This is a genomic window from Rhizobacter sp. P2_G4, assembly GCF_056403575.1.
The window spans coordinates 114111-133297 of record NZ_JBFUFG010000002.1; the positions used below are offsets into that span (position 1 = coordinate 114111).

Consider the following 19187-nt stretch of genomic DNA (forward strand, 5'->3'; position numbering starts at 1 on the left):
TCAGTTGTGATTGGAACCACGGTGCGCCCAGCCGGTGGTGCGCTTCTCGATCACGGCAAAGAGTTCGTACATCGCCATGGCCATCGCACCCACCACCAGCAGGCCGGCAAAGGCCAGACCCATCTGCATTGACGAGCCGGCCGAGATCAGCAGGTAGCCGATGCCCTCATTGGCGGCGGTCATCTCCGACACCGTGGTGCCCACAAAAGCGAGGGTGATCGCGACCTTCAGCGAGCCGTAGAAGTACGGCATCGAACGTGGCAGGCCCACCTTGATGAGCACGTCCCAGCGCTTGGCGCCGAGCACGCGCAGCACGTCTTCGAGCTCGGGCTCGAGCGTGGCCAGACCGGTCGCGATGTTGACGGTGATGGGGAAGAAGGAGATGAGGAACGCGGTGAGCACCGCCGGCCCGACGCCGATGCCGAACCACACCACGAGGATGGGCACGAAGGCGGCTTTCGGGAGCGCGTTGAACGCCGTCATCAACGGGTACATCGCCGCGTAAGCCAGGCGCGAGCTGCCGATCAGAAAGCCGAGCAGCGTGCCGACGACGATGGAGATGCCGAAGCCCACCATCGTGACCCAGAAGGTGCGCCATGCGTGCCCAGCGATCACGCCCTTGAACTCGAACAACTGCGTGGCGATGCGAGAAGGCGCGGGGAAGATGAACTCCGAGACATTGAAGCCGCGGCAGATCAGCTCCCACAGCAGCAGCACCGCGATCAACAGCAGCCAGGGCGCGAGTTGCAAACGCTGAGCCTTCGTCATTGCGCTGCCTCCACCACGCCACCCGCCGGCTTGCGAATGGCGCCGATGTGCTCGCGCAGCTCGAGCACGATGTCGGTGAACGGCTTGGTGTAGGTGATTTCTAGTTCGCGCGGCCGCGGCAGTTCGATCTTGCGCTGGACCAGCATGCGGCCCGGGCTGCGGCTCATCACATACACCGTGTCTGCCAGGAAGACGGCCTCGCGCAAATCGTGCGTGACGAGGATCACATTGAACTGCTGCACCGTCTGCAGGTCGCGCAGGATGCACCACAGCTCTTCGCGCGTGAAGGCGTCGAGCGCGCCGAAGGGCTCATCGAGCAGCAGCATCTTGGGTTCGTGGATCAACGCGCGGCAGATCGATGCGCGCTGCTGCATGCCGCCCGAGAGCTGCCACGGGAACTTGTCTTCATATCCGCCTAGCCCCACGCTCTGCAGCAGCTTGCGCGCCTTGTCGGCGTAGGCTGCGCGTTCCTTGCGGAAGTTGCTGCGGTAGGGCTCGACGATCTCGAGCGGAAGCAGCACGTTGTCCAGCGTGGTGCGCCAGGGAAGCAGCGACGAGGCCTGAAAGGCCATGCCGGTGATCTTGAGTGGGCCGCTGACCTCCTTGCCATCGATCAGGATGCTGCCTTGCGAAGGCATCTTCAGGCCGGTGGCCAGCTTCATGAAGGTGGACTTGCCGCAGCCCGAAGGCCCGACGATCGCGATGAACTCCCCGCGCCCTACCTGCAGGGAGATGTCTTCGACGGCGAACCGCTTTTTCGCCAGCAGCTCGTCGTTGTACGCGAGCCAGACATTGCGAAAGTCCACGAAACTGGTCATGTGGGAGGTGATTTGGGCAACTGGTTGATGACAGACTTCACGGCCTGCTGGTAGAGCTGAGGCGCCTCGCGGTGCAAGCCGCTGTGGCTGCCGCCGGGCACTTCGAGCCACCGCACGCCGGGGCGCGCAGCATCACGCAATTTTCGGCCCAGCTCCACCGGCACCGTCTTGTCTTCTTGGCCGTGCATCATCAGGATGGGCGCGTCGACCTTGCCGATCTTGTCGATGGAATCGAACTTCTGGCGGGTGATCCACGAGGCCACGGTGCCGATCATGCCCACCGACGCCGCCACGTCGGGCAGGTTAGTGAAGGTCGATTCGGTGATGAGTGCGGCGTAGTCGACGAGGTAACGCTTGCGGCTGGCCAGGTCGATCGCCACGCCGCCGCCCATCGAGTGGCCGAAGATCACGCGCTTGCGCGGGTCGGGCACGTGCTGGATGAACTCCGTCCAGGCCACGTCGGCGTCATCGAGAATGGTTTTTTCGGACGGGATGATGGGCGAGCTGTCGCCCCAGCCGCGGTAGTCGACCGCCATCACCGCGAAGCCGGCATCGCGCAGGGCTTCGATCTTCGGGTAGTTGCGGTACAAGCTGCGGAAAGTGCCGTGCAGGTACAGCAGCGCGGGTGCGTCGGGGTTGTCTGGCTGCGGCATCCACCAGATCTCGAGCTTGTCTTTGGTGCCGATGGCTGCACCGGGCACGCTCACCGAATACATCTCGTCGCTGGGCCGAAGCCCTTTGAAGTCGGCGTTCTTGCCGGGTGTGGGCCGGTAGACCAGTTCGCGTTCCTTGTTGTCCCACCAGGCGCAGCCCCCGAGTGCCGACAGCATGGAAAGCGTCACACAGAGCGTTGCGAAGCTTCGTATCCCCCAGCCAGAAGTGCTCAAAAATCTGGCGACAATTGCGAGCATGAGATTCCTTGTTCCTGCGCTGGCCACGGGCCTGTTCTGCTGTGTTTTTTCTGCCCACTCACAGACCGCTCAACCCGCGTCAGTGTCGCCCAGCGAACCGGCTCCTGCGGTTGCTGCCCCGGGCAGAGATTTCTGGCGCCTGATGGCGTCGCCCTACACCTTCCATTATTCACGCGACCCTGAGCACCGCCCGGTCCGCATGATCGGCCTGGAGCGGCAGCGCGCCGACGGCATCGTTTTCGGCGGCACTTATTTCAGCAACTCGTTCGGGCAACCCAGCACTTACCTGTACGGCGGGCAGCGCCTGGAGAACTGGAGCGACTATTCGCAGCTCTTCGCCCAGTGGACGGCGGGTGTGCTGTATGGGTACAAGGGTGAGTTCAAGGACAAGGTGCCGTTCAACCACGGCGGGTTCTCGCCGGGACTCGTGTTGTCCATGGGCTGGCAGTTCACACCGGTTTATTCGGCGCAGGTGAATGTGCTGGGGAATTCGGCGTTGATGTTTCAGGTATCGGTGGATTTGCCTTAGCGGCTGGCTTGCCAGCTTGCTTGGCTCGTGGCCGCGTCCACTACCCCAGCGCGGGGCCGCTTCGCAAACCTCGAACCGTTCGGGCTGAGGTATCGAAGCCTCGCTTTGTCGCTGATCTTGTTCACTGCGTGAGACCGCGCCGGGATGTCGCCCCGGCAGGCGACCCACTTTCTTGTATCGACAAGAAAGTAGGCAAAGAAGCGACCCCTGCCGACTCGGCCCTCGCGATGCGAGGGCTGCCTTGCGCTGCTCGGTCTTTGCGGCCGCGCCMAACTCACTTCGTTCGCTGCGCTYACTGCGTTCARACAAACGGCGCGAAGTCAGTTGTGGATGCGCGCTTGCGCGCGCGCCGCAAAGCCCTGTGCTGCTCAGCTCGTCCGAAGGGGAGACGAACACCAGAYTCRGCTCGCTKCGCATCGGCACGAKGACGCGTCGCTTCGCTCGCGCCTGAGGCAACTACCGCACTGCTTCTCTGGGGCGCTGTGCGCCCCGATCGAAGCGACAGAGCCTACTTCCTGACCACCTTGAAGATGTCCCGCTCTGCGGCCGTTGGCAAGTACCCCCCGTTCCATACCGCCCCTGCATTCACGCGTTCCTTGGTCCCGAACGCATCTGACACCTGGCTTGCCATCAACGCCAGCCGTCCGCCCTTGGCCTCGCCAAAGCCTTCGGCCTTCGCGTCCGCGGTCAGAACCGTCGCGTCCAGCGCCAGCTTCAGGCGCCGGGTTTCAAGTTCCTCGTTAATGATTCCGTCGCGCGCCTTCACCGTGGCGATCGACGCCTTCGGGTCGGCGACGACGTCTTTCATGCCCTTGCTGAAGGCACGCAAGAACGCTTTCACTGCCTCGGGGTTCTTCTTCAGGAATTCCTCGCCCACGATGACCGCGTTGCCGTACAGCTTCACGCCGTAACTGGGGTAGGGGAGGATCACCACGTCATCGGCCTTGATGCCGCGCGCTTCGAGGTTGAGCAGTGAGGTGAACGAGAAGCCGGTGATGGCTTCGATGTCGCCGCGCACGAGCATGGTTTCGCGCAGCGGCGGGTCCATGGCCGTCCACGTGACGCCGGTGATGTTGTTGGCCTTGGCGAAGATGGGCCAGGCCTTGCGGCCGGCGTCGAACACCGGGGCGCCGAGTTTCTTGCCGTTGAGGTCGGCCGGGGTCTTGATGCCTGACTTCTTCAGCGCGAGCACGGCGGCCGGTGTGTTGTTGTAGACCATCATCACCGCCACCGGCTTGTTGGGTGCCGTGGGGTTGTTGGCGTGGAATTCCATCAATGCCGCCAGGTCGGCGAAGCCCATGTCGTAGGTGCCGGAGGCCACGCGCGTGACGGTGCCACCCGAGCCGTTGCCGGCGTCGACGGTGACGTTGAGCTTCTCGTCCTTGAAGTAGCCCTTGGCCACGGGCACCAGGAACAGCGCGGCCGGGCCTTCGAAGCGCCAGTCGAGCTGGAACTTGATGGCGGTTTCTTGCGCCTGCGCGAGAGGCAGGGCAGAGACCAGCGCAGCGGCGCAGAAGGTGACGAGCAGAGAGCGTTTGCTGTGGGTCATGGAGCGGCTTCTTGTTGGAACGAGGGTGCACTGAAGGTGCAAGAACTGTGCTCAAGCCGGCACGCGACTCCCGGCGACATAGGTGGCGGCGAGGTTGCGCTCGTCGCCCTGGATCATCCAGGCGAACACCTTTTCGTGCAGCTCGCGGGCGACCTCCAGCCGGCGTTGGGCCACCGGGCCGACCGCCCAGTTCCACACGCACACGTCAGCCATGCGGCCGGGCTCGAGCGAGCCGATCTCGTCGGACAGGCCGAGTGCCGTGGCGGCGCCCAGGGTGGCTGAGTGCAGCGCTTTCCAGGCCGTGAGGCGCTGGCCGGCCATGGCCTGCACACGGTAGGCGTCGGCCAGGGCACGCAGCATCGACAGGCTGGTGCCGCCGCCCACGTCGGTGGCCACGCTGACCGCAGCACCGGCGGACTCGGCCGCCCGCCAGTCGAAGAGACCGCTGCCGAGGAAGAGGTTGGACGAGGGGCTGTGGGCGATCTGCGCGCCGCTGTCGCGCAGCGCAGCGCGGTCTTCGTCGTCCAGCCAGATGCCGTGGGCCAGCACGCTGCGCGGATAGAGCAGGCCGGCGCGGGCATACACGTCGAGGTAGCTGCGCGCTTCGGGGAAGAGCTGGCGTGCCCAGCGCACCTCGTCGCGGTTCTCGGCCACATGGGTCTGCATGTAGACGCCGGGGTGCGCCTTGCACAGCGCGCCTGCCATGGCCAGCTGTTCGGGTGAGCTGGTCGGCGCAAAGCGCACCGTGACGGCATAGGCCAGCCGGCCGGTGCCGTGCCAGCGCTGGATGAGGTCGACGCAATCCCGCTCGGCCTGGGCCACGTCGTCGCGCAGACCATCTGGCGCGTGGCGGTCCATCAGCACCTTGCCGGCAATGAGTCGCATGCCGCGCGACTGCGCCGCCGCAAACAGCGCTTCGGTACTGACCTTGTGGACGGTGGGGAAGACCACCGCGCTGGTCGTGCCGTGGGCCAGCAGCGCATCGAGGAAGCGCGCTGCTCCGGCCACCGCCTCGGCCGCATCGGCATAGCGCTGCTCGGCTGGGAAGGTGTAGTTGTTGAGCCAGTCGAGCAGCTCGGTGCCGTAGCTCGCGATCACGTCGAGCTGCGGGCTGTGCACATGGGTGTCGATGAAGCCGGGCAGGATCAAGTGGCCGCTGTGGTCGTGCTGCACCCAGCTGGCATCGGGTGTCCGTGTGCCGGGCTGCGTGCCGACGATGCGGCCATCGTCAACCAACAGCCAGTAGTCTGGCCGGTAGCGCACCAAGGGGGACTCGGTTGCACCCCATTCGGGCGCCCCGGTGAAGTCGAGCAGATCGCCTCGAAGGGCCAGGCGCGAAGTGGTGGCGTTGGGCATGAGGCTCAGCGGTGCAAGCTGCGTACCCGAGCGCACCGCTGCGGCATGCGGCGTGCTAGTTGGTTGGCTGCTTGTTGACTTGCAATAGCGTGAAAAACCGCGTGCTGTGACATATGCTTTCCTGCATGAACTTCGCTTGGCATCCTAACCATCTCAGACCATGAATCCGCAACCCATTCGCTTCTACCACCGCGGGGCGCTTGTCGAGGTGAACGGCGCCCACCCCACGCGCTCGGTGCTCGACTGGCTGCGTGAAGACGCTCGTTGCACCGGCACCAAGGAGGGCTGCAACGAAGGCGATTGCGGCGCCTGCACGGTGGTGATCGGCGAGCTGGCCCAGCCGGGCGACACCTCGGCCGTGCGCGGCCTGAGCCTTCAGACCGTCAACGCCTGCATCCAGTTCCTGCCGACGCTGCATGGCAAGGCCTTGTTCACTGTCGAAGACTTGAAGGCCCCTGATCGACTGCACCCGACGCAGCAGGCCATGGTCGAGTGCCATGGTTCGCAGTGCGGCTTCTGCACCCCGGGGTTCGTGATGTCGCTGTGGTCGACGTATGAGCACCACCAGGCCTGCAACACGCTGCCGAGCCGCCAGCAGCTGGCAGACGACCTCTCGGGCAACCTGTGCCGCTGCACCGGCTACCGGCCCATCCTCGATGCCGGGCAGCGCATGTTCGACCTGCCTGCCGCGACGCTCGACACGGCGCCCGTCGTCTCGGCCCTGCAGGGCCTGCAAGCTGATCAAGGCTTGCACTACGTCGCCGTCAACCGCCAGGTCGACGGGTCGCCGCAGCGCGTCGATCATTTCCACGCACCGCGCACGCTGGAGGCCCTGGCCGCGCTGCGCGAAGCGCATCCGCAGGCGCAGCTGCTGGCCGGGTCGACCGACGTCGGCTTGTGGGTCAACAAGCAGTTCAAGCAGCTGGGCGACATCGTCTACGTCGGCGATGTCGAAGAACTCAAACGCATCGAGGAGAAAGACGGTGAATTGCTGATCGGTGCCGGCGCCTCGCTCGAAGCCGCGTGGCGCGCGTTGGTGCAGCGCGCGCCCAGCCTCACTGACGTGTGGCTGCGTTTTGCTTCGCCGCCGATCCGCAATGCGGGCACGATGGGCGGCAACGTGGCCAACGGCTCGCCCATCGGCGACTCGCCGCCAGTGCTGATGGCGCTCGATGCGCAGATCGTGTTGCGCAAGGGTGCGCGCGTGCGGCGCATGCCGCTGCCCGAGTTCTACCTCGACTACATGAAGAACCAGCTGCAGCCCGGCGAGTTCGTGTTGGCCATGGCGGTGCCGCTGCCGGCCTTCGCGCGGCAGGTGCGTGCCTACAAGATCAGCAAGCGCTTCGACTGCGACATCTCGGCGCTGTGCGCCGGCCTGTCCATCGAACTTGATGGCGATGTGGTGAAGCAGGTGCGCATTGCCTTCGGCGGCATGGCCGGCACGGTCAAGCGGGCCGAGGCAGCCGAAGCTGCGTTGACCGGCCAGGTGTGGACGCAGGCCAGCGTGAAGCTCGCGCAGGCGGCGCTCGCGCAAGACTTCAAGCCGCTGTCGGACATGCGGGCCAGCGCGGCGTATCGGCTGCAGGTGGCGCAAAACCTGTTGCAGCGCTTCTGGCTCGAAACGCGTTCGCAAGACGCGCTGCCGCCGCAAGCCACGAGCGTGTGGAGCACGATGGCGCATGCCGAGCTGTCGGCGGAGGGCACGCCGTGAACAAGCCTCTCGAGTCCTTTCTGCAGCCACCGTCCGAAGCGCAAGCACTGCGCGAAGGCGTGCGTGTGGGCATCAGCCGTCCGCATGAATCGGCGCACCTGCATGTCGCTGGCGAAGCGGCCTATATCGATGACCTGCCCGAGCTGGCCGGCACGCTGCATGTGGCCCTTGGCCTGTCTCCGGTGGCCCATGGCCGGTTGACTGAGATCGATGTCGACGCTGTGCGCGCGATGCCCGGCGTGGTGGACGTGATCACCGCCGCCGACATCCCCGGCCCCAACGACTGCGGCTCGATCATCCACGACGAACCCATCCTCGCCGAAGGCGAGTTGCGCTACCTGGGTCAGCCGGTCTTCGCGGTAGTGGCTCACACGCGCGATGCCGCACGCCGCGCGGCTGCGCGGGCCAAGAGCGTGCTGACGGTCGAGGCTTTGCCGGCGGTGCTGACGCCGCAGGAGGCGCACGCCCAGGGGCAGTACGTGTTGCCGCCGATGCACCTCACACGAGGTGACGCGAAGAGTGCACTGGCCGCATCGCCGCATCGTCTGAAGGGGACGCTCGACGTCGGCGGCCAGGAGCAGTTCTATCTCGAGGGCCAAATCAGCTACGCCATCCCGAAAGAGAACGACGGCATGCTGGTGCACTGCTCCACCCAGCACCCGAGCGAGATGCAGCACCTGGTGGCGCATGCGCTGAAGCTGCATGCGCACCATGTGCAGGTCGAGTGCCGGCGCATGGGCGGCGGCTTCGGCGGCAAGGAATCGCAATCGGCCCCGTTCGCCTGCATCGCTGCGGTGGCGGCGCGCAGGCTCAACCGCCCGGTGAAGCTGCGGCTCGACCGCGACGACGACTTCCTCATCACCGGCCGGCGCCATTGTTTCTGGTACGAGTACGACGTTGGCTACGACGACGAAGGCCGCGTGCTCGGCGGCGAGATCACGATGGTCTCGCGCGCCGGCCATTCGGCCGACCTGTCGGGCCCAGTGATGACGCGCGCGCTGTGCCACTTCGACAACGCCTACTGGCTGCCCGACGTGGCCATGCACGGCTACTCGGGCAAAACCAACACGCAGAGCAATACCGCCTTCCGCGGCTTCGGCGGGCCGCAGGGCGCGATCGCAATCGAGAACATCCTCGACACCATTGCACGCACGCTGGGCAAGGACCCGCTCGACGTGCGCACGCTCAACTATTACGGCCCGAGCGACGGTGCCGAAAAAATCACCACGCCATATGGCCAGATCGTCGAAGACAACATCATTCACGAGCTGAGCGCCCAGCTCGAGGTGACGAGTGACTACCGCGCGCGCCGTGCAGGCATCGCGCAGTTCAACGCGACGAGCCCGGTGCTCAAGCGCGGCATCGCGTTCACACCGGTCAAGTTCGGTATCTCGTTCAACGTGGCGCATTTCAACCAGGCCGGCGCGCTGGTGCATGTGTACAGCGACGGCTCCATCCTGGTGAATCACGGCGGTACCGAGATGGGCCAGGGCCTGAACACCAAGGTGGCGCAGGTGGTCGCGCATGAGCTAGGTGTCGGTTTCGACAGCGTGCGTGTGACGGCCACCGACACGCACAAGGTCGTCAACACCTCCGCCACCGCCGCATCCACCGGCACCGATCTCAACGGCAAAGCGGCGCAAGACGCGGCGCGGCAGATCCGCGAGCGGCTCGCCGCATTCGCTGCTGCGCAGAACGGTTGCGATGTGGGCGAAGTTCGCTTCGCCAACGACCGCGTTCATCTCGGTGGTCACCACGATCTCTCGTTCTGTGAACTGGTGACGCAGGCCTACCTCGCTCGCGTGCAGCTGTGGTCCGACGGCTTCTACGCTACGCCCGGCCTGCACTGGAACCGCGAGACGCTGCAAGGCAAGCCCTTTTTCTACTTCGCCTACGGCGCTGCCGTGAGCGAGGTGGTGGTGGACACCCTCACAGGTGAGTGGAAGCTGCTGCGCGCCGACGTCTTGCATGACGCGGGCCGTTCGCTGAACCCTGCTGTCGACATCGGCCAGGTGGAAGGCGCCTTCATCCAGGGCATGGGCTGGCTCACGACCGAAGAGCTGGTGTGGCACCCGAAGACGGGCATGCTGAGCACGCATGCGCCCAGCACCTACAAGATACCGACGGCCAACGACTGCCCTCCCGTCTTCAACGTGAAGCTGTACGAGACCGACAACGTCTCGGACACCATCCATCGCAGCAAGGCGGTCGGCGAGCCGCCGCTGCTGCTGCCGTTCTCGGTGTTCTTCGCAATCCGCGATGCGATCTCGTCGGCGGGTGACCACAAGGTGGACCCGCCGCTGTCGGCACCGGCCACGAGCGAGGCGATCCTGCGTGCGCTCAACGCCGTGCAGGCCGGAGGCTGAACCGATGCGCCTGAGCAGCGTCGCACGCGAATGGCTGGCCGCCGGCGAAGCGGCCGTGCTGATCGAAGTGCGCGAGGCGCAGGGCTCGGTGCCGCGCGAGAACGGCACCCGCATGCTGGTGTCGCTGCGACGCGCAGCAGGCACCATCGGCGGTGGTCACCTGGAGCTGAAGGCGATGGCGCAGGCGCGCGAGATGCTGAGCAGCGGCGAGCAGGCCGTTCGCTCGCTGCACCTGCTGCTCGGGCCGGCGTTGGGCCAGTGCTGCGGCGGTGCGGTGACCTTGCACTTCGAACGCTTGCAAGAGCGCCATCTGCGGGCATGGCCCGAGGCTGCGCCACTGTTCTATCTTCAGCTTTACGGTGCTGGCCACGTGGGCCGCGCCATCGCGCGCGTGCTGGCCACGCTGAACGTGCAGGTCGACTGGATCGACGAGCGTGAAGAGGAGTTCCCGTTATCGCTGGGCGATGCCAACTGGCCGCCTCACATTCGCAAGCTGGTCGGCGATGGCGTCGAAGCCGAAGTGCGGCACGCGCCTCGCGGTGCGTTCTATCTCGTGCTCACTCACCAGCACGACCTCGACCTGCGCATCACCGAAGCGATTCTTAGGCGCGGCGATTTCGGCTTTCTCGGGCTCATCGGCTCGCGGACCAAGAAGCACAAGTTCATCCACCGCTTCCAGGAACGCGGCATCCCGGCAGCGGCGATCGACCGCATGACCTGCCCGATCGGCCTGCCGGGCATCACCGGCAAGGAGCCGGAAGTGATTGCCGTCGCGGTGGTGGCGCAGCTGCTGCGACAAGCCCAGGGCTGAAACGCCCGCGCTTGCCGCGCCGTTCAGCCAGTGTTGCGCAGGCCTGCAGCCACCCCGTTGATCGAGATGTGGATGCCGCGCCGCACGCGCTCGTTGGCCGGGTCGCCTTGCTGCTGGCTGCTCTGGTTCCGATATCGCCGCATCAGTTCCACTTGCAGGTGGTTCAAAGGGTCGAGGTAGGGGAAGCGGTGCTCGATGGACCGCGCGAGCGACGGGTTCGAGGCCAGCCGCTTCTTGTCGCCGGTGATCAGGCTGAGCGTGTCCGACGTCGCCTGCCACTCGGCCTGGATGGCCGTGAAGATGCGCTTGCCGAGGCGCTTGTCTTCTACCAGTTCGACATAGCGCGCGGCAATGCCGAGGTCGCTCTTGGCCAGCACCATGTCGAGGTTGGAAAGCAGCGTGCGGAAGAACGGCCACTGCTTGTACATACGCTGCAGCAACAGCAGGCGTTCCTTGCGTTCCTTTGGCGACTTGCCGAGGTAGCCGTTGATAGCAGAGCCGAAACCGCACCATCCGGGCAACGCCACGCGGCACTGGCCCCAGCTGAAGCTCCAGGGGATGGCGCGCAGGTCTTCGATGGCGCGCGTGGCCTTGCGTGAGGCCGGGCGCGAGCCAATGTTGAGTTCGGCGATCTCGCGGATGGGCGTGGCAGCGAAGAAGTAGTCGGTGAAGCCCGGTGTCTCGTACACCAGCTTGCGGTAGGCGGCCATGCTGGCAGTGCTGATGGCATCGGCCGCGTCGAGAAAGCTCTTGGGCGCGCTCTTGGTCGGGTGGAGCAGCGTGGCTTCGAGCGTGGCCGCGACCAGCGTCTCGAGGTTGCGCCGGCCGATCTCGGGGTGGGCGTATTTCGACGCGATGACCTCGCCCTGTTCGGTGAGGCGGATCTGCCCGTTCACCGTGCCTGGAGGCTGCGCGAGGATGGCCTGGTAGCTCGGGCCGCCGCCGCGACCCACGGTGCCGCCGCGGCCATGGAAGAGGCGCAGCGTGATGCCGTATTCAGCGCGCACGGCGGTGAACAGCTCGACCAGCGCGATCTCGGCGCGGTACAGCTCCCAGTTGCTGGTGAAGAAGCCGCCGTCCTTGTTGCTGTCGCTGTAGCCGAGCATGATGTCCTGCTCGCCGTGTTCACCCACGCGTGAACGCTGGATCATGGCGGCGATGCCGGGCAGCGCGTAGTGGGCCCGCATGATGGGCCCGGCGTTGCGCAGGTCGCCGATGGTTTCGAACAGCGGCGAGACGATGAGATCGCACACCGCGCTGTCGTCGAGCGTGCCGCGCATGAGGCCCACTTCCTTCTGCAGCAGCAGCACCTCGAGCAGGTCGCTCACGTCTTCGGTGTGCGAGATGATGTAGTGGCGCAGCGCTTCGCGGCCATAGGCGTTCAGCATCTGCAGCGCCGCCTCGAAGATGGCCAGCTCGCTTTGCGCGTGCTCCGAGTAGGCGGCCGCGTGCACTCGCAAGGGCCGCGCGTCGTTCAGCAGGCGCAGCAGCAGGGTGCGGCGCGCGGTTTCGTCGAGCGCGCTGTAGTTGTCTTCGATGCGCGCGACTTGCAGCAGCTCGGCGACAACCGCCTCGTGCTTGTCGGAGCTCTGGCGCAGGTCGACGGTGGCGAGGTGGAAGCCGAACACCTGCACGGCGCGCATCAGAGGGCGCAGCCGGGGCGTGACCAGCGCTTGCGCGTGGTGGGACTGAAGGGACTGCTCGATCACGCCCAGGTCGCGCAGGAATTCATCGCTCCTGGCGTACGGCGACTGCGGTGCCACGGCATGGCGCAGCGCTTCGGTGCCGGTCAGCTGATGCAGCGTGGCGGCGAGCCGCGCGTACATGCCGATCAGCGCGCGGCGATAAGGCTCGTCTTCGCGGTGCATGCCGTGGTCCGGCGACGAGTTGGCCAGCGCCTGCATCGCGGGGGTGATGGGGGCCAGCATGGCCGAGATCGACAGCTCGGCGCCCAGCTCGTGCACCTCGGTCAGGTAGAAGCGCAGCGCGGTTTCGCTCTGGCGTCGCAGCGCCATCTGCAAGGTGGCGGCGCTGACATTGGGGTTACCGTCGCGGTCGCCGCCGATCCAGTTGCCCATGCGGAAGAACGGTGCGATGGCGTGGCCGGGCAGTGCCTCTTCGAGCTCGCGGTACATGCGCGGAATCTGCCGCAGGAAGGTGCTCTGGTAGTAGCTGAGCGCATTCTCGATCTCGTCGGCCACGGTGAGCTTGGTGTAGCGCAGCATGCGCGTCTGCCACAGCTGGGTGACGCGGGCGCGGATCAGGCTTTCGTTCTCGGCCATCTCGCGCGCGGTGTGCAAGGTGTCGCGCTGGCCGATCAGCTCGGCAATGGCGCGCTCGGCGTCGAGGATGCTCTTGCGCTGCACCTCGGTGGGGTGCGCAGTGAGCACCGGCGAGATGAACGCGTGCTGCAGCGTGGAGGCGATGGTCGTGGCGCGGATGTCGGCTGCAGCCAGGCGCTCCAGGCTCATCGCGAGCGAGCCTTCCTGCAGGTGGCCCTGGCGCTCGTGGTGGTCGCGGCGGCGCACGTGGTGGCGGTCTTCGGCGATGTTGGCCAAGTGCGAGAAGTAGCTGAAGGCGCGGATCACGCTCACCGTCTGGTCGCCCGACAGGTTCTTCAGCAGCCGGTCGAGTGCGCGGCCGGCCTGGGCGTCGCGCTTGAGCCGGTAGGCCACCGAGAGTTTGCGCACCCGTTCGACGAGTTCGTAGGCGGTCTTGCCCTCTTGCTCGTGGATCACGTCTCCCAGAATTCGGCCCAGCAAGCGGATGTCTTCGACGAGGGGTTGATTCTTGTCATCGTCAGGCGTGGCGCGGGGCATGGTCGTCCTTTTGAACTTCGAAGCGGGCTGTAATTTGGTTACGCGCTTTCAATGGTACCGGTTCCGTCGGCTTGGCCGTGGCGGCAGGCGTGACTGCGAGCGTGCCTGCTAGCATCGCCCGATGCCTCACCCAGACCCTTCGCCGCTGCTGATTGCCACCCGAGAAAGCCGCCTTGCCCTGTGGCAAGCCGAGCACGTGCGAGCGTTGCTCAAGCAACGTTTGGGCCTTGACGTGGGCTTGCTCGGCATGACGACGCGGGGCGACCAAATCCTCGATCGCACGCTGTCCAAGGTCGGTGGCAAGGGCCTGTTCGTGAAGGAGCTCGAGACTGCACTCGAGGAGGGCCGTGCCCACCTCGCCGTGCACTCGCTCAAGGACATGCCGATGGACCTGCCCGACGGCTTCGAGCTGGCCGCCGTGCTCGAGCGCGAAGACCCGCGCGATGCGCTGGTGTCTAACCGCTACGCCACGCTGGCGGAGTTGCCGCAGGGGGCACGTGTCGGCACCTCGAGCCTGCGCCGTGTGGTGCTGCTGCGGGCGCTGCGCCCCGACCTGCAGATCGAGCCCTTGCGCGGCAACCTCGACACGCGGCTGCGCAAGCTCGACGAAGGCCACTACGACGCCATCGTGCTGGCGGCCGCCGGCCTGATGCGCCTGGGGCTGGAAAGCCGCATCCGCATCCGCTTCGAGCCCACCGAGATGCTGCCGGCCGCAGGGCAGGGCGCCCTCGGTATCGAGGTGCTGGCGGACGCCGCGCCCTTGCGCGCGCAACTCGCCGAGCTGATCCACCGCCCCACCTGGCTTGCGGTGCATGCCGAACGGGCGGTGTCACGCGCGTTGGGCGGCAGCTGCAGCATGCCGCTGGCGGCTCACGCCACCTGGCAGGGCGATGCACTCCATGTGGCTGTCGCGTTGGGCGACGGGCAAGACACTGCGCGGCCCTTGTTGCGCGCCAGTGCGCAGGGCGCTGTCGTCGACGAGGCGGCAGCACGTGCGCTCGGCGAGCAGGCCGCCGAACGGTTGCGAGAACAGGGCGCGGCTGGTTACCTCGCCGCGCTGTAAGCCATGCGCGTTCTCGTCACGAGGCCCGCTTCGCAGGCGAGCGAGTGGGTACAGCAGCTTCGTGGTGCGGGCCTGCAGGCCGAAGCACTGCCGCTGATTGACATCGAGCCCGCCACGGATGTTGCCGCCGTCGCATCGGCCTGGGCCAGCCTGCCCGAACAAGCGATGGTGATCTTCGTCAGCCCCAACGCGGCGACGTGCTTCTTTGCCGCGAAGCCTGCGTCATCCGTCTGGCCCGACGCGTTGCTGGCGGCATCGCCGGGGCCGGGCACGAGCAAGGTGTTGCGAGAGCTTGGCGTGGTGGCGGTGGTCGAGCCCGCGGCCGATGCACCTCAGTTCGACTCCGAAGCCTTGTGGCAACAGATCTCTAACCGCGACTGGGCCGGCCGGCGCGTGCTGGTGGTGCGTGGCACGAGCGGGCGTGACTGGATCGCAGAGCGCTTGCGTGAGCGTGGCGCCGAGCTGAGCTTCGTGGCAGCCTATGGCCGCATGCCGCCGCAGTGGTCGGCCCCCCAACAGGCTCTGTTGGGCGAGGCTTTGTCGCAGCCGCGGCAGCACCTCTGGTTCTTCAGCAGCTCCGAAGCCATCGACCACCTGCAGCTGCTGGCACCGCAGGCCGACTGGGCACATGCTGTTGCGGTGGCGACTCACCCTCGCATTGCCGAGCGCGCCCGCACGCTCGGCATTGGCCGTGTGATCGAAGTCCGCCCCGCCTTCGAGGCCGTGGTGGCGTGCATACAATCAATCGCATCGTGAACGATGTCTCTCCTGCTCCTGCCAATGCACCCGCCGTACCCGCGGTAGTCGTGCCCTCACGCGCCCGCATTCGTTGGATGTGGACCGGCGTCGCTCTGCTGAGCCTGCTCGTGTTGGCAAGCCTGGCGCTGGGCTGGTCCGCGGAGCAGCGTGTGCGCAAGCTCGAGCAGGAACTGGTACGCCGTCAGCAGGACAGCCAGAACGTCTCTGGCGAAGCCAGGCTCCTGGCCAAGCGCGCCGACGAAACCGCGCGCGAGAGCGCAGCCAAGGTCTCACTGCTTGAAGCGCGCCTGGCCGAAGTGGCCATCCAGCGCACACAGCTCGAAGATCTGATCCAGTCGCTCTCTCGCTCGCGTGACGAGAACGTGCTGGTCGACATCGACGCCGGCCTCCGTGTGGCGCAACAGCAATCGACCATCACCGGCAGCGCCGAGCCGCTGGTCGCCGCGTTGAAGCAGGCCGACGAGCGTCTGGCACGCTATAGCCAGCCTCGCCTTGAGGGTGTTCGCCGGGCCATCGCGCGCGACATCGATCGCGTCAAGGCGGTTGGCGTGGCCGACATCTCGGCCTTGTCGATCAAGCTCGACGAATCCATCCGCCTCGTTGACGAGCTGCCCCTGTTGTCGCAGGCCGAGCCGCGCAAGGAAGCGGCCAAGCTGCCGGCGCCCGCACCCAAGCCGATGGCGCGTAGCGCCTCAGGCGTGATGGACAAGCCCGCGGCCTGGACGGCGGCCTTGTCCGAAGGCTGGACCACCGTGGTCGATCGCGTGTGGGGCGAGACGCGCTCGCTGGTCCGCGTGACCCGCATCGATCACCCCGACGCGATGCTGGTCGCGCCCGAGCAGGCGTTCTTCCTGCGCGAGAACCTGAAGCTGCGCTTGCTCAACGCGCGCCTGGCCCTGCTGAGCCGCCAGTTCGACACCGTGCAGACCGATCTGCAAAGCGCACAGGCGGCGCTCGACCGCTATTTCGATCGCAGCTCGCGCCGCACCGTGGTCGCCGGCGACTTGATCCGGCAGGTCGCGGCGAGTTCGCGCCACGTGGGCTTGCCCAGGCCCGACGACACGCTGGCCGCGTTGGCTGCGGCCACGGCCGGGCGATAGGCTTCATGCGCGCCATCATCTGGTTCGTCTTGTTGTTCGTGGTGGCGGTGGTGGCGGCCACCACCTTTGGCGCGAACGACGGCCTGGTCTCGCTCTACTGGAGCGGCTGGCGCATGGACGTGTCGATGAACCTCTTCGTGCTGGCCATGCTCGCCACCTGCCTCGCGCTGGTGACGATCTTCCAGGCGGTGAATGGGCTGGTCGGCTTGCCGCGACGTGCGCACGAATGGCGCGTGGCACGGCGCGACCGCACCGCCCAGGCCGCGCTTCGCGATGCGCTGGCACAGTACTTTGGCGGGCGCTACAGCCGAGCCCAGAAGTCCGCTCAGCGCGCTCTGCTGATTCAAGCCGATACGCCCGACCTGATTCAAGACAACGAATTCACCGTGCTCGGCCACCTGCTGGCCGCCGGCAGTGCGCACAAGTTGCAAGACCGCAGCCGCCGAGACGATCAACTGGAGCGTGCGCTCGAACTGAGCAGCAGCAGCCTGCTTGCTCGCTCGGCGGAAGAGGGCGCGCGCTTGCTGGCTGCCGAGTGGGCGCTCGACGATCGCGATGCCACGCGTGCGCTCAGCTTGCTTGCTGCCTTGCCGCCCGGCGTGGCTCGCCGCACGCATGCGCTGCGCCTCAAGCTGCAGGCCAGCCGGCTGGCCCGCCAACCGAACGAGGCCTTGAAGACGGCACGCTTGCTGGCCAAGCACCAGGCCTTCTCCAAAGTGGCCGCGCAAGGTCTGCTGCGCTCGCTTGCTTTCGAGTCGCTCGACGGTGCGCGTGATGCCGATCAGGTGCGCCGGGTCTGGTTCGCGCTCGACAACGCAGACCGTCGCGATCCCGTCGTGGCTGCGCGCGCCGCCACCCGCCTCGCCAGCCATGGCGCCGCGGCCGAAGCCCGGGGCTGGCTGCGCCCGTTCTGGGACCGCCTGGGCGACCTCACCGAAGACGAACGTGCTGCACTGGCCCAGGGTTTCGTCGCCAGCCTGGCCGGCCTCGGTCCCGAGTGGCTGGCGCGTCTCGAATCGGCCAGCCAGACCTACCCGCGCGAACCCGCCGTGGCGTTTGCCGTGGGTTGTGCACTGGCCGAGCGCGAACTGTTCGGCAAGGCGCGCCTGTTGCTGGAGCAGGCGGCGGCCTCTCCCGATCTGGCGACCGCGTCGCGCCGCCATGCGTGGCTGCTGTTGGCACAGCTGGCCGAGAAGCAATCTGACGTGGAGCGTGCCGCTTCTTGCTACCAGGCGGCGGCCAAGTTGTAGAAGGTCAGGAATTTGGTGCTATAGTTCGAGGCTTCGCGGCTGTAGCTCAGCTGGATAGAGTACTTGGCTACGAACCAAGGGGTCGTGGGTTCGATTCCTGCCAGCCGCACCAGAACAACTTGTTCTAGAACGACAGCTTGGAAACTTCGGTTTCCAGGCTGTTTTTCTTTGTGCGCAGCTTTTTCCCAACTTGCGATTGGCGACCTGTTGCAAGCGGTGGCCGCAGGTCTCGATGACCGTTTGGTTGCGTCGACCTGCCGCTCCCCACCGCGCGTCATGCAGCGCTGTGGCACTCCGTCGCACGAATGTCCCGTCGTTCGATGCGGCGCATTTGCCGGTGTTAGATTATCGATAATCCTTCACGACAATCGGAACATCATGCAATACAGGGAACTCGGCCGCACCGGATGGCGGGTATCGACCATCAGCTTCGGGGCCTGGGCCATTGGTGGTACCTGGGGGCAGGTCAATGACGACGAATCGATGGCAGCGCTGCACCGTTCGCTGGATCTCGGCGTCAACTTCATCGACACCGCCGACGTCTACGGCGACGGCCACAGCGAGCGCTTGATCGCCCGCCTGCGCAAGGAGCGCAGCGAACCGTTCTACGTCGCGACCAAGGCCGGCCGGCGGCTCAGCCCGCACGTGGCCGAGGGCTACGACCGCGCAAACCTCACGGCATTCGTCGAACGAAGCCTGCGCAATCTCGACACCGAGGCCATCGACCTGCTGCAGCTGCATTGCCCACCCACGCCGGTCTTCTACATGCCCGAGGTGTTCGAGGTGCTCGACGACCTGGTGCGCGCCGGCAAGGTTCGCCACTACGGCGTCAGCGTCGAGAAGGTCGAAGAAGCGCTCAAGGCCATCGAATTCCCGAACGTGCAATCGGTGCAGATCGTCTACAACATCTTTCGGCAGCGCCCGGCGGAGCTGCTGTTCCGCGAAACGCTGGCGCGCCGCGTTGGCATCCTCGCGCGGCTTCCGTTGTCGTCTGGCTTGCTCTCCGGCCACCTCAAGCCCACGACGCAGTTCTCTGCCGACGATCACCGCAGCTTCAACCGCGACGGCGCTTCCTTCGACAAGGGCGAGACCTTCTCGGGGCTCGACTACGACAGCGGGCTCCAGGCTGTCGAGGCGCTGCGCCCGCTGGTGCCGCCCGGCCAGACGATCGCACAGTTCGCGCTGCGCTGGATCCTGCTCCAGCAGGCGGTCACCTGTGCGATCCCAGGCGGACGCCGGCCGGCGCAGGTCGAAGAGAACATGCGCGCCGCCGACCTGCCTGCGCTTCCCGACTCCACGGTGCGCGCCATCCAGGCCGTTTACGAGCGGCATGCGAAGCCGCAGGTCCACCACCGATGGTGAACGAGGCGCTCCCTC

The 19187-nt window shown here is 66.4% G+C and carries 15 protein-coding genes and 1 tRNA gene; 10 read left to right on the top strand and 6 right to left on the bottom strand.

From position 1 onward, the window contains the following. Genes AC1DYS_RS07155 through AC1DYS_RS07165 form a run of 3 tightly spaced genes read right to left on the bottom strand, consistent with a single transcriptional unit; the run spans position 1 to position 2416 of the window. Complete coding sequence (locus tag AC1DYS_RS07155) at positions 1 to 768, bottom strand: ABC transporter permease (RefSeq protein WP_477897512.1); 768 nt, start codon at positions 766 to 768, stop codon at positions 1 to 3. Further along, positions 765 to 1586 (bottom strand): ABC transporter ATP-binding protein, encoded by an 822-nt coding sequence (locus AC1DYS_RS07160; RefSeq protein WP_477897514.1) that lies wholly within the window; start codon positions 1584 to 1586, stop codon positions 765 to 767. Before AC1DYS_RS07160 ends, AC1DYS_RS07155 begins: the two co-directional genes overlap by 4 nt. Then, positions 1583 to 2416: an alpha/beta hydrolase gene (locus AC1DYS_RS07165; RefSeq protein WP_477897516.1), complete on the bottom strand. Its 834-nt coding sequence runs from the start codon at positions 2414 to 2416 to the stop codon at positions 1583 to 1585. The genes AC1DYS_RS07160 and AC1DYS_RS07165 overlap by 4 nt, the downstream gene beginning before the upstream one ends. Between AC1DYS_RS07165 and AC1DYS_RS07170 the strand changes: the two genes are divergently transcribed. Continuing rightward, positions 2415 to 3026 carry an ABC transporter ATP-binding protein gene (locus AC1DYS_RS07170; RefSeq protein WP_477897518.1) on the top strand — a complete coding sequence of 204 codons (612 nt, stop codon included), beginning with the start codon at positions 2415 to 2417 and terminating at the stop codon, positions 3024 to 3026. The genes AC1DYS_RS07165 and AC1DYS_RS07170 overlap by 2 nt on opposite strands. A gap of 508 nt (positions 3027 to 3534) precedes the next feature. Here AC1DYS_RS07170 and AC1DYS_RS07175 read toward each other — a convergent pair. Further along, complete coding sequence (locus AC1DYS_RS07175) at positions 3535 to 4575, bottom strand: ABC transporter substrate-binding protein (protein ID WP_477897520.1); 1041 nt, start codon at positions 4573 to 4575, stop codon at positions 3535 to 3537. Between the two features lie 51 nt (positions 4576 to 4626). Next, positions 4627 to 5931, bottom strand: coding sequence for a guanine deaminase (gene guaD, locus AC1DYS_RS07180; RefSeq protein WP_477897522.1), 1305 nt, complete (start codon positions 5929 to 5931; stop codon positions 4627 to 4629). A gap of 160 nt (positions 5932 to 6091) precedes the next feature. Between guaD and xdhA the strand changes: the two genes are divergently transcribed. Genes xdhA through xdhC form a run of 3 tightly spaced genes read left to right on the top strand, consistent with a single transcriptional unit; the run spans position 6092 to position 10819 of the window. Then, complete coding sequence (gene xdhA, locus AC1DYS_RS07185; protein WP_477897524.1) at positions 6092 to 7642, top strand: xanthine dehydrogenase small subunit; 1551 nt, start codon at positions 6092 to 6094, stop codon at positions 7640 to 7642. After that, on the top strand, positions 7639 to 10008 hold the full coding sequence (gene xdhB, locus AC1DYS_RS07190; protein ID WP_477897526.1) for a xanthine dehydrogenase molybdopterin binding subunit: 2370 nt from the start codon (positions 7639 to 7641) through the stop codon (positions 10006 to 10008). Before xdhA ends, xdhB begins: the two co-directional genes overlap by 4 nt. A 4-nt stretch (positions 10009 to 10012) precedes the next feature. Beyond that, the gene (gene xdhC, locus AC1DYS_RS07195; protein WP_477897528.1) at positions 10013 to 10819 is read left to right on the top strand and encodes a xanthine dehydrogenase accessory protein XdhC; all 807 of its coding nucleotides are present in this window, start codon (positions 10013 to 10015) and stop codon (positions 10817 to 10819) included. Positions 10820 to 10842: 23 nt separating this feature from the next. On the opposite strand, the gene ppc is transcribed toward xdhC, so the two are convergent. Beyond that, complete coding sequence (gene ppc / locus AC1DYS_RS07200; RefSeq protein WP_477897530.1) at positions 10843 to 13638, bottom strand: phosphoenolpyruvate carboxylase; 2796 nt, start codon at positions 13636 to 13638, stop codon at positions 10843 to 10845. Positions 13639 to 13759: 121 nt separating this feature from the next. On the opposite strand from ppc, the gene hemC reads away from it, so the two are divergent. The 6 genes from hemC (at position 13760) to AC1DYS_RS07230 (ending at position 19172) form a co-directional block, all read left to right on the top strand. Beyond that, positions 13760 to 14701: a hydroxymethylbilane synthase gene (gene hemC, locus AC1DYS_RS07205; RefSeq protein WP_477897532.1), complete on the top strand. Its 942-nt coding sequence runs from the start codon at positions 13760 to 13762 to the stop codon at positions 14699 to 14701. A 3-nt stretch (positions 14702 to 14704) separates the two neighbouring features. Then, entirely contained in the window at positions 14705 to 15457 is a 753-nt protein-coding gene (locus AC1DYS_RS07210; RefSeq protein WP_477897534.1) for a uroporphyrinogen-III synthase, read from the top strand. After that, positions 15454 to 16560, top strand: a complete 1107-nt coding sequence (locus AC1DYS_RS07215; RefSeq protein WP_477897536.1) for a uroporphyrinogen-III C-methyltransferase — start codon at positions 15454 to 15456, stop codon at positions 16558 to 16560. The genes AC1DYS_RS07210 and AC1DYS_RS07215 overlap by 4 nt, the downstream gene beginning before the upstream one ends. A 5-nt stretch (positions 16561 to 16565) precedes the next feature. After that, complete coding sequence (locus tag AC1DYS_RS07220; protein ID WP_477897538.1) at positions 16566 to 17810, top strand: heme biosynthesis HemY N-terminal domain-containing protein; 1245 nt, start codon at positions 16566 to 16568, stop codon at positions 17808 to 17810. A 35-nt stretch (positions 17811 to 17845) separates the two neighbouring features. Further along, positions 17846 to 17922, top strand: a tRNA-Arg gene (locus tag AC1DYS_RS07225). Positions 17923 to 18188: 266 nt separating this feature from the next. Beyond that, a complete protein-coding gene (locus AC1DYS_RS07230; RefSeq protein ID WP_477897540.1) occupies positions 18189 to 19172 on the top strand; it encodes an aldo/keto reductase in 984 nt (327 codons plus the stop codon). Positions 19173 to 19187: the final 15 nt, after the last annotated feature.

Coding starts and splice junctions, on each gene's coding strand:
- AC1DYS_RS07170 (WP_477897518.1), top strand. CDS start 2,415: ATGGAAAGCGTCACACAGAGCGTTGCGAAGCTTCGTATCCCCCAGCCA.
- AC1DYS_RS07175 (WP_477897520.1), bottom strand. CDS start 4,575: ATGACCCACAGCAAACGCTCTCTGCTCGTCACCTTCTGCGCCGCTGCG.
- AC1DYS_RS07155 (WP_477897512.1), bottom strand. CDS start 768: ATGACGAAGGCTCAGCGTTTGCAACTCGCGCCCTGGCTGCTGTTGATC.
- xdhA (WP_477897524.1), top strand. CDS start 6,092: ATGAATCCGCAACCCATTCGCTTCTACCACCGCGGGGCGCTTGTCGAG.
- AC1DYS_RS07220 (WP_477897538.1), top strand. CDS start 16,566: ATGCGCGCCATCATCTGGTTCGTCTTGTTGTTCGTGGTGGCGGTGGTG.
- AC1DYS_RS07230 (WP_477897540.1), top strand. CDS start 18,189: ATGCAATACAGGGAACTCGGCCGCACCGGATGGCGGGTATCGACCATC.
- xdhC (WP_477897528.1), top strand. CDS start 10,013: ATGCGCCTGAGCAGCGTCGCACGCGAATGGCTGGCCGCCGGCGAAGCG.
- AC1DYS_RS07210 (WP_477897534.1), top strand. CDS start 14,705: ATGCGCGTTCTCGTCACGAGGCCCGCTTCGCAGGCGAGCGAGTGGGTA.
- AC1DYS_RS07165 (WP_477897516.1), bottom strand. CDS start 2,416: ATGCTGTCGGCACTCGGGGGCTGCGCCTGGTGGGACAACAAGGAACGC.
- hemC (WP_477897532.1), top strand. CDS start 13,760: ATGCCTCACCCAGACCCTTCGCCGCTGCTGATTGCCACCCGAGAAAGC.
- AC1DYS_RS07160 (WP_477897514.1), bottom strand. CDS start 1,586: ATGACCAGTTTCGTGGACTTTCGCAATGTCTGGCTCGCGTACAACGAC.
- ppc (WP_477897530.1), bottom strand. CDS start 13,638: ATGCCCCGCGCCACGCCTGACGATGACAAGAATCAACCCCTCGTCGAA.
- guaD (WP_477897522.1), bottom strand. CDS start 5,931: ATGCCCAACGCCACCACTTCGCGCCTGGCCCTTCGAGGCGATCTGCTC.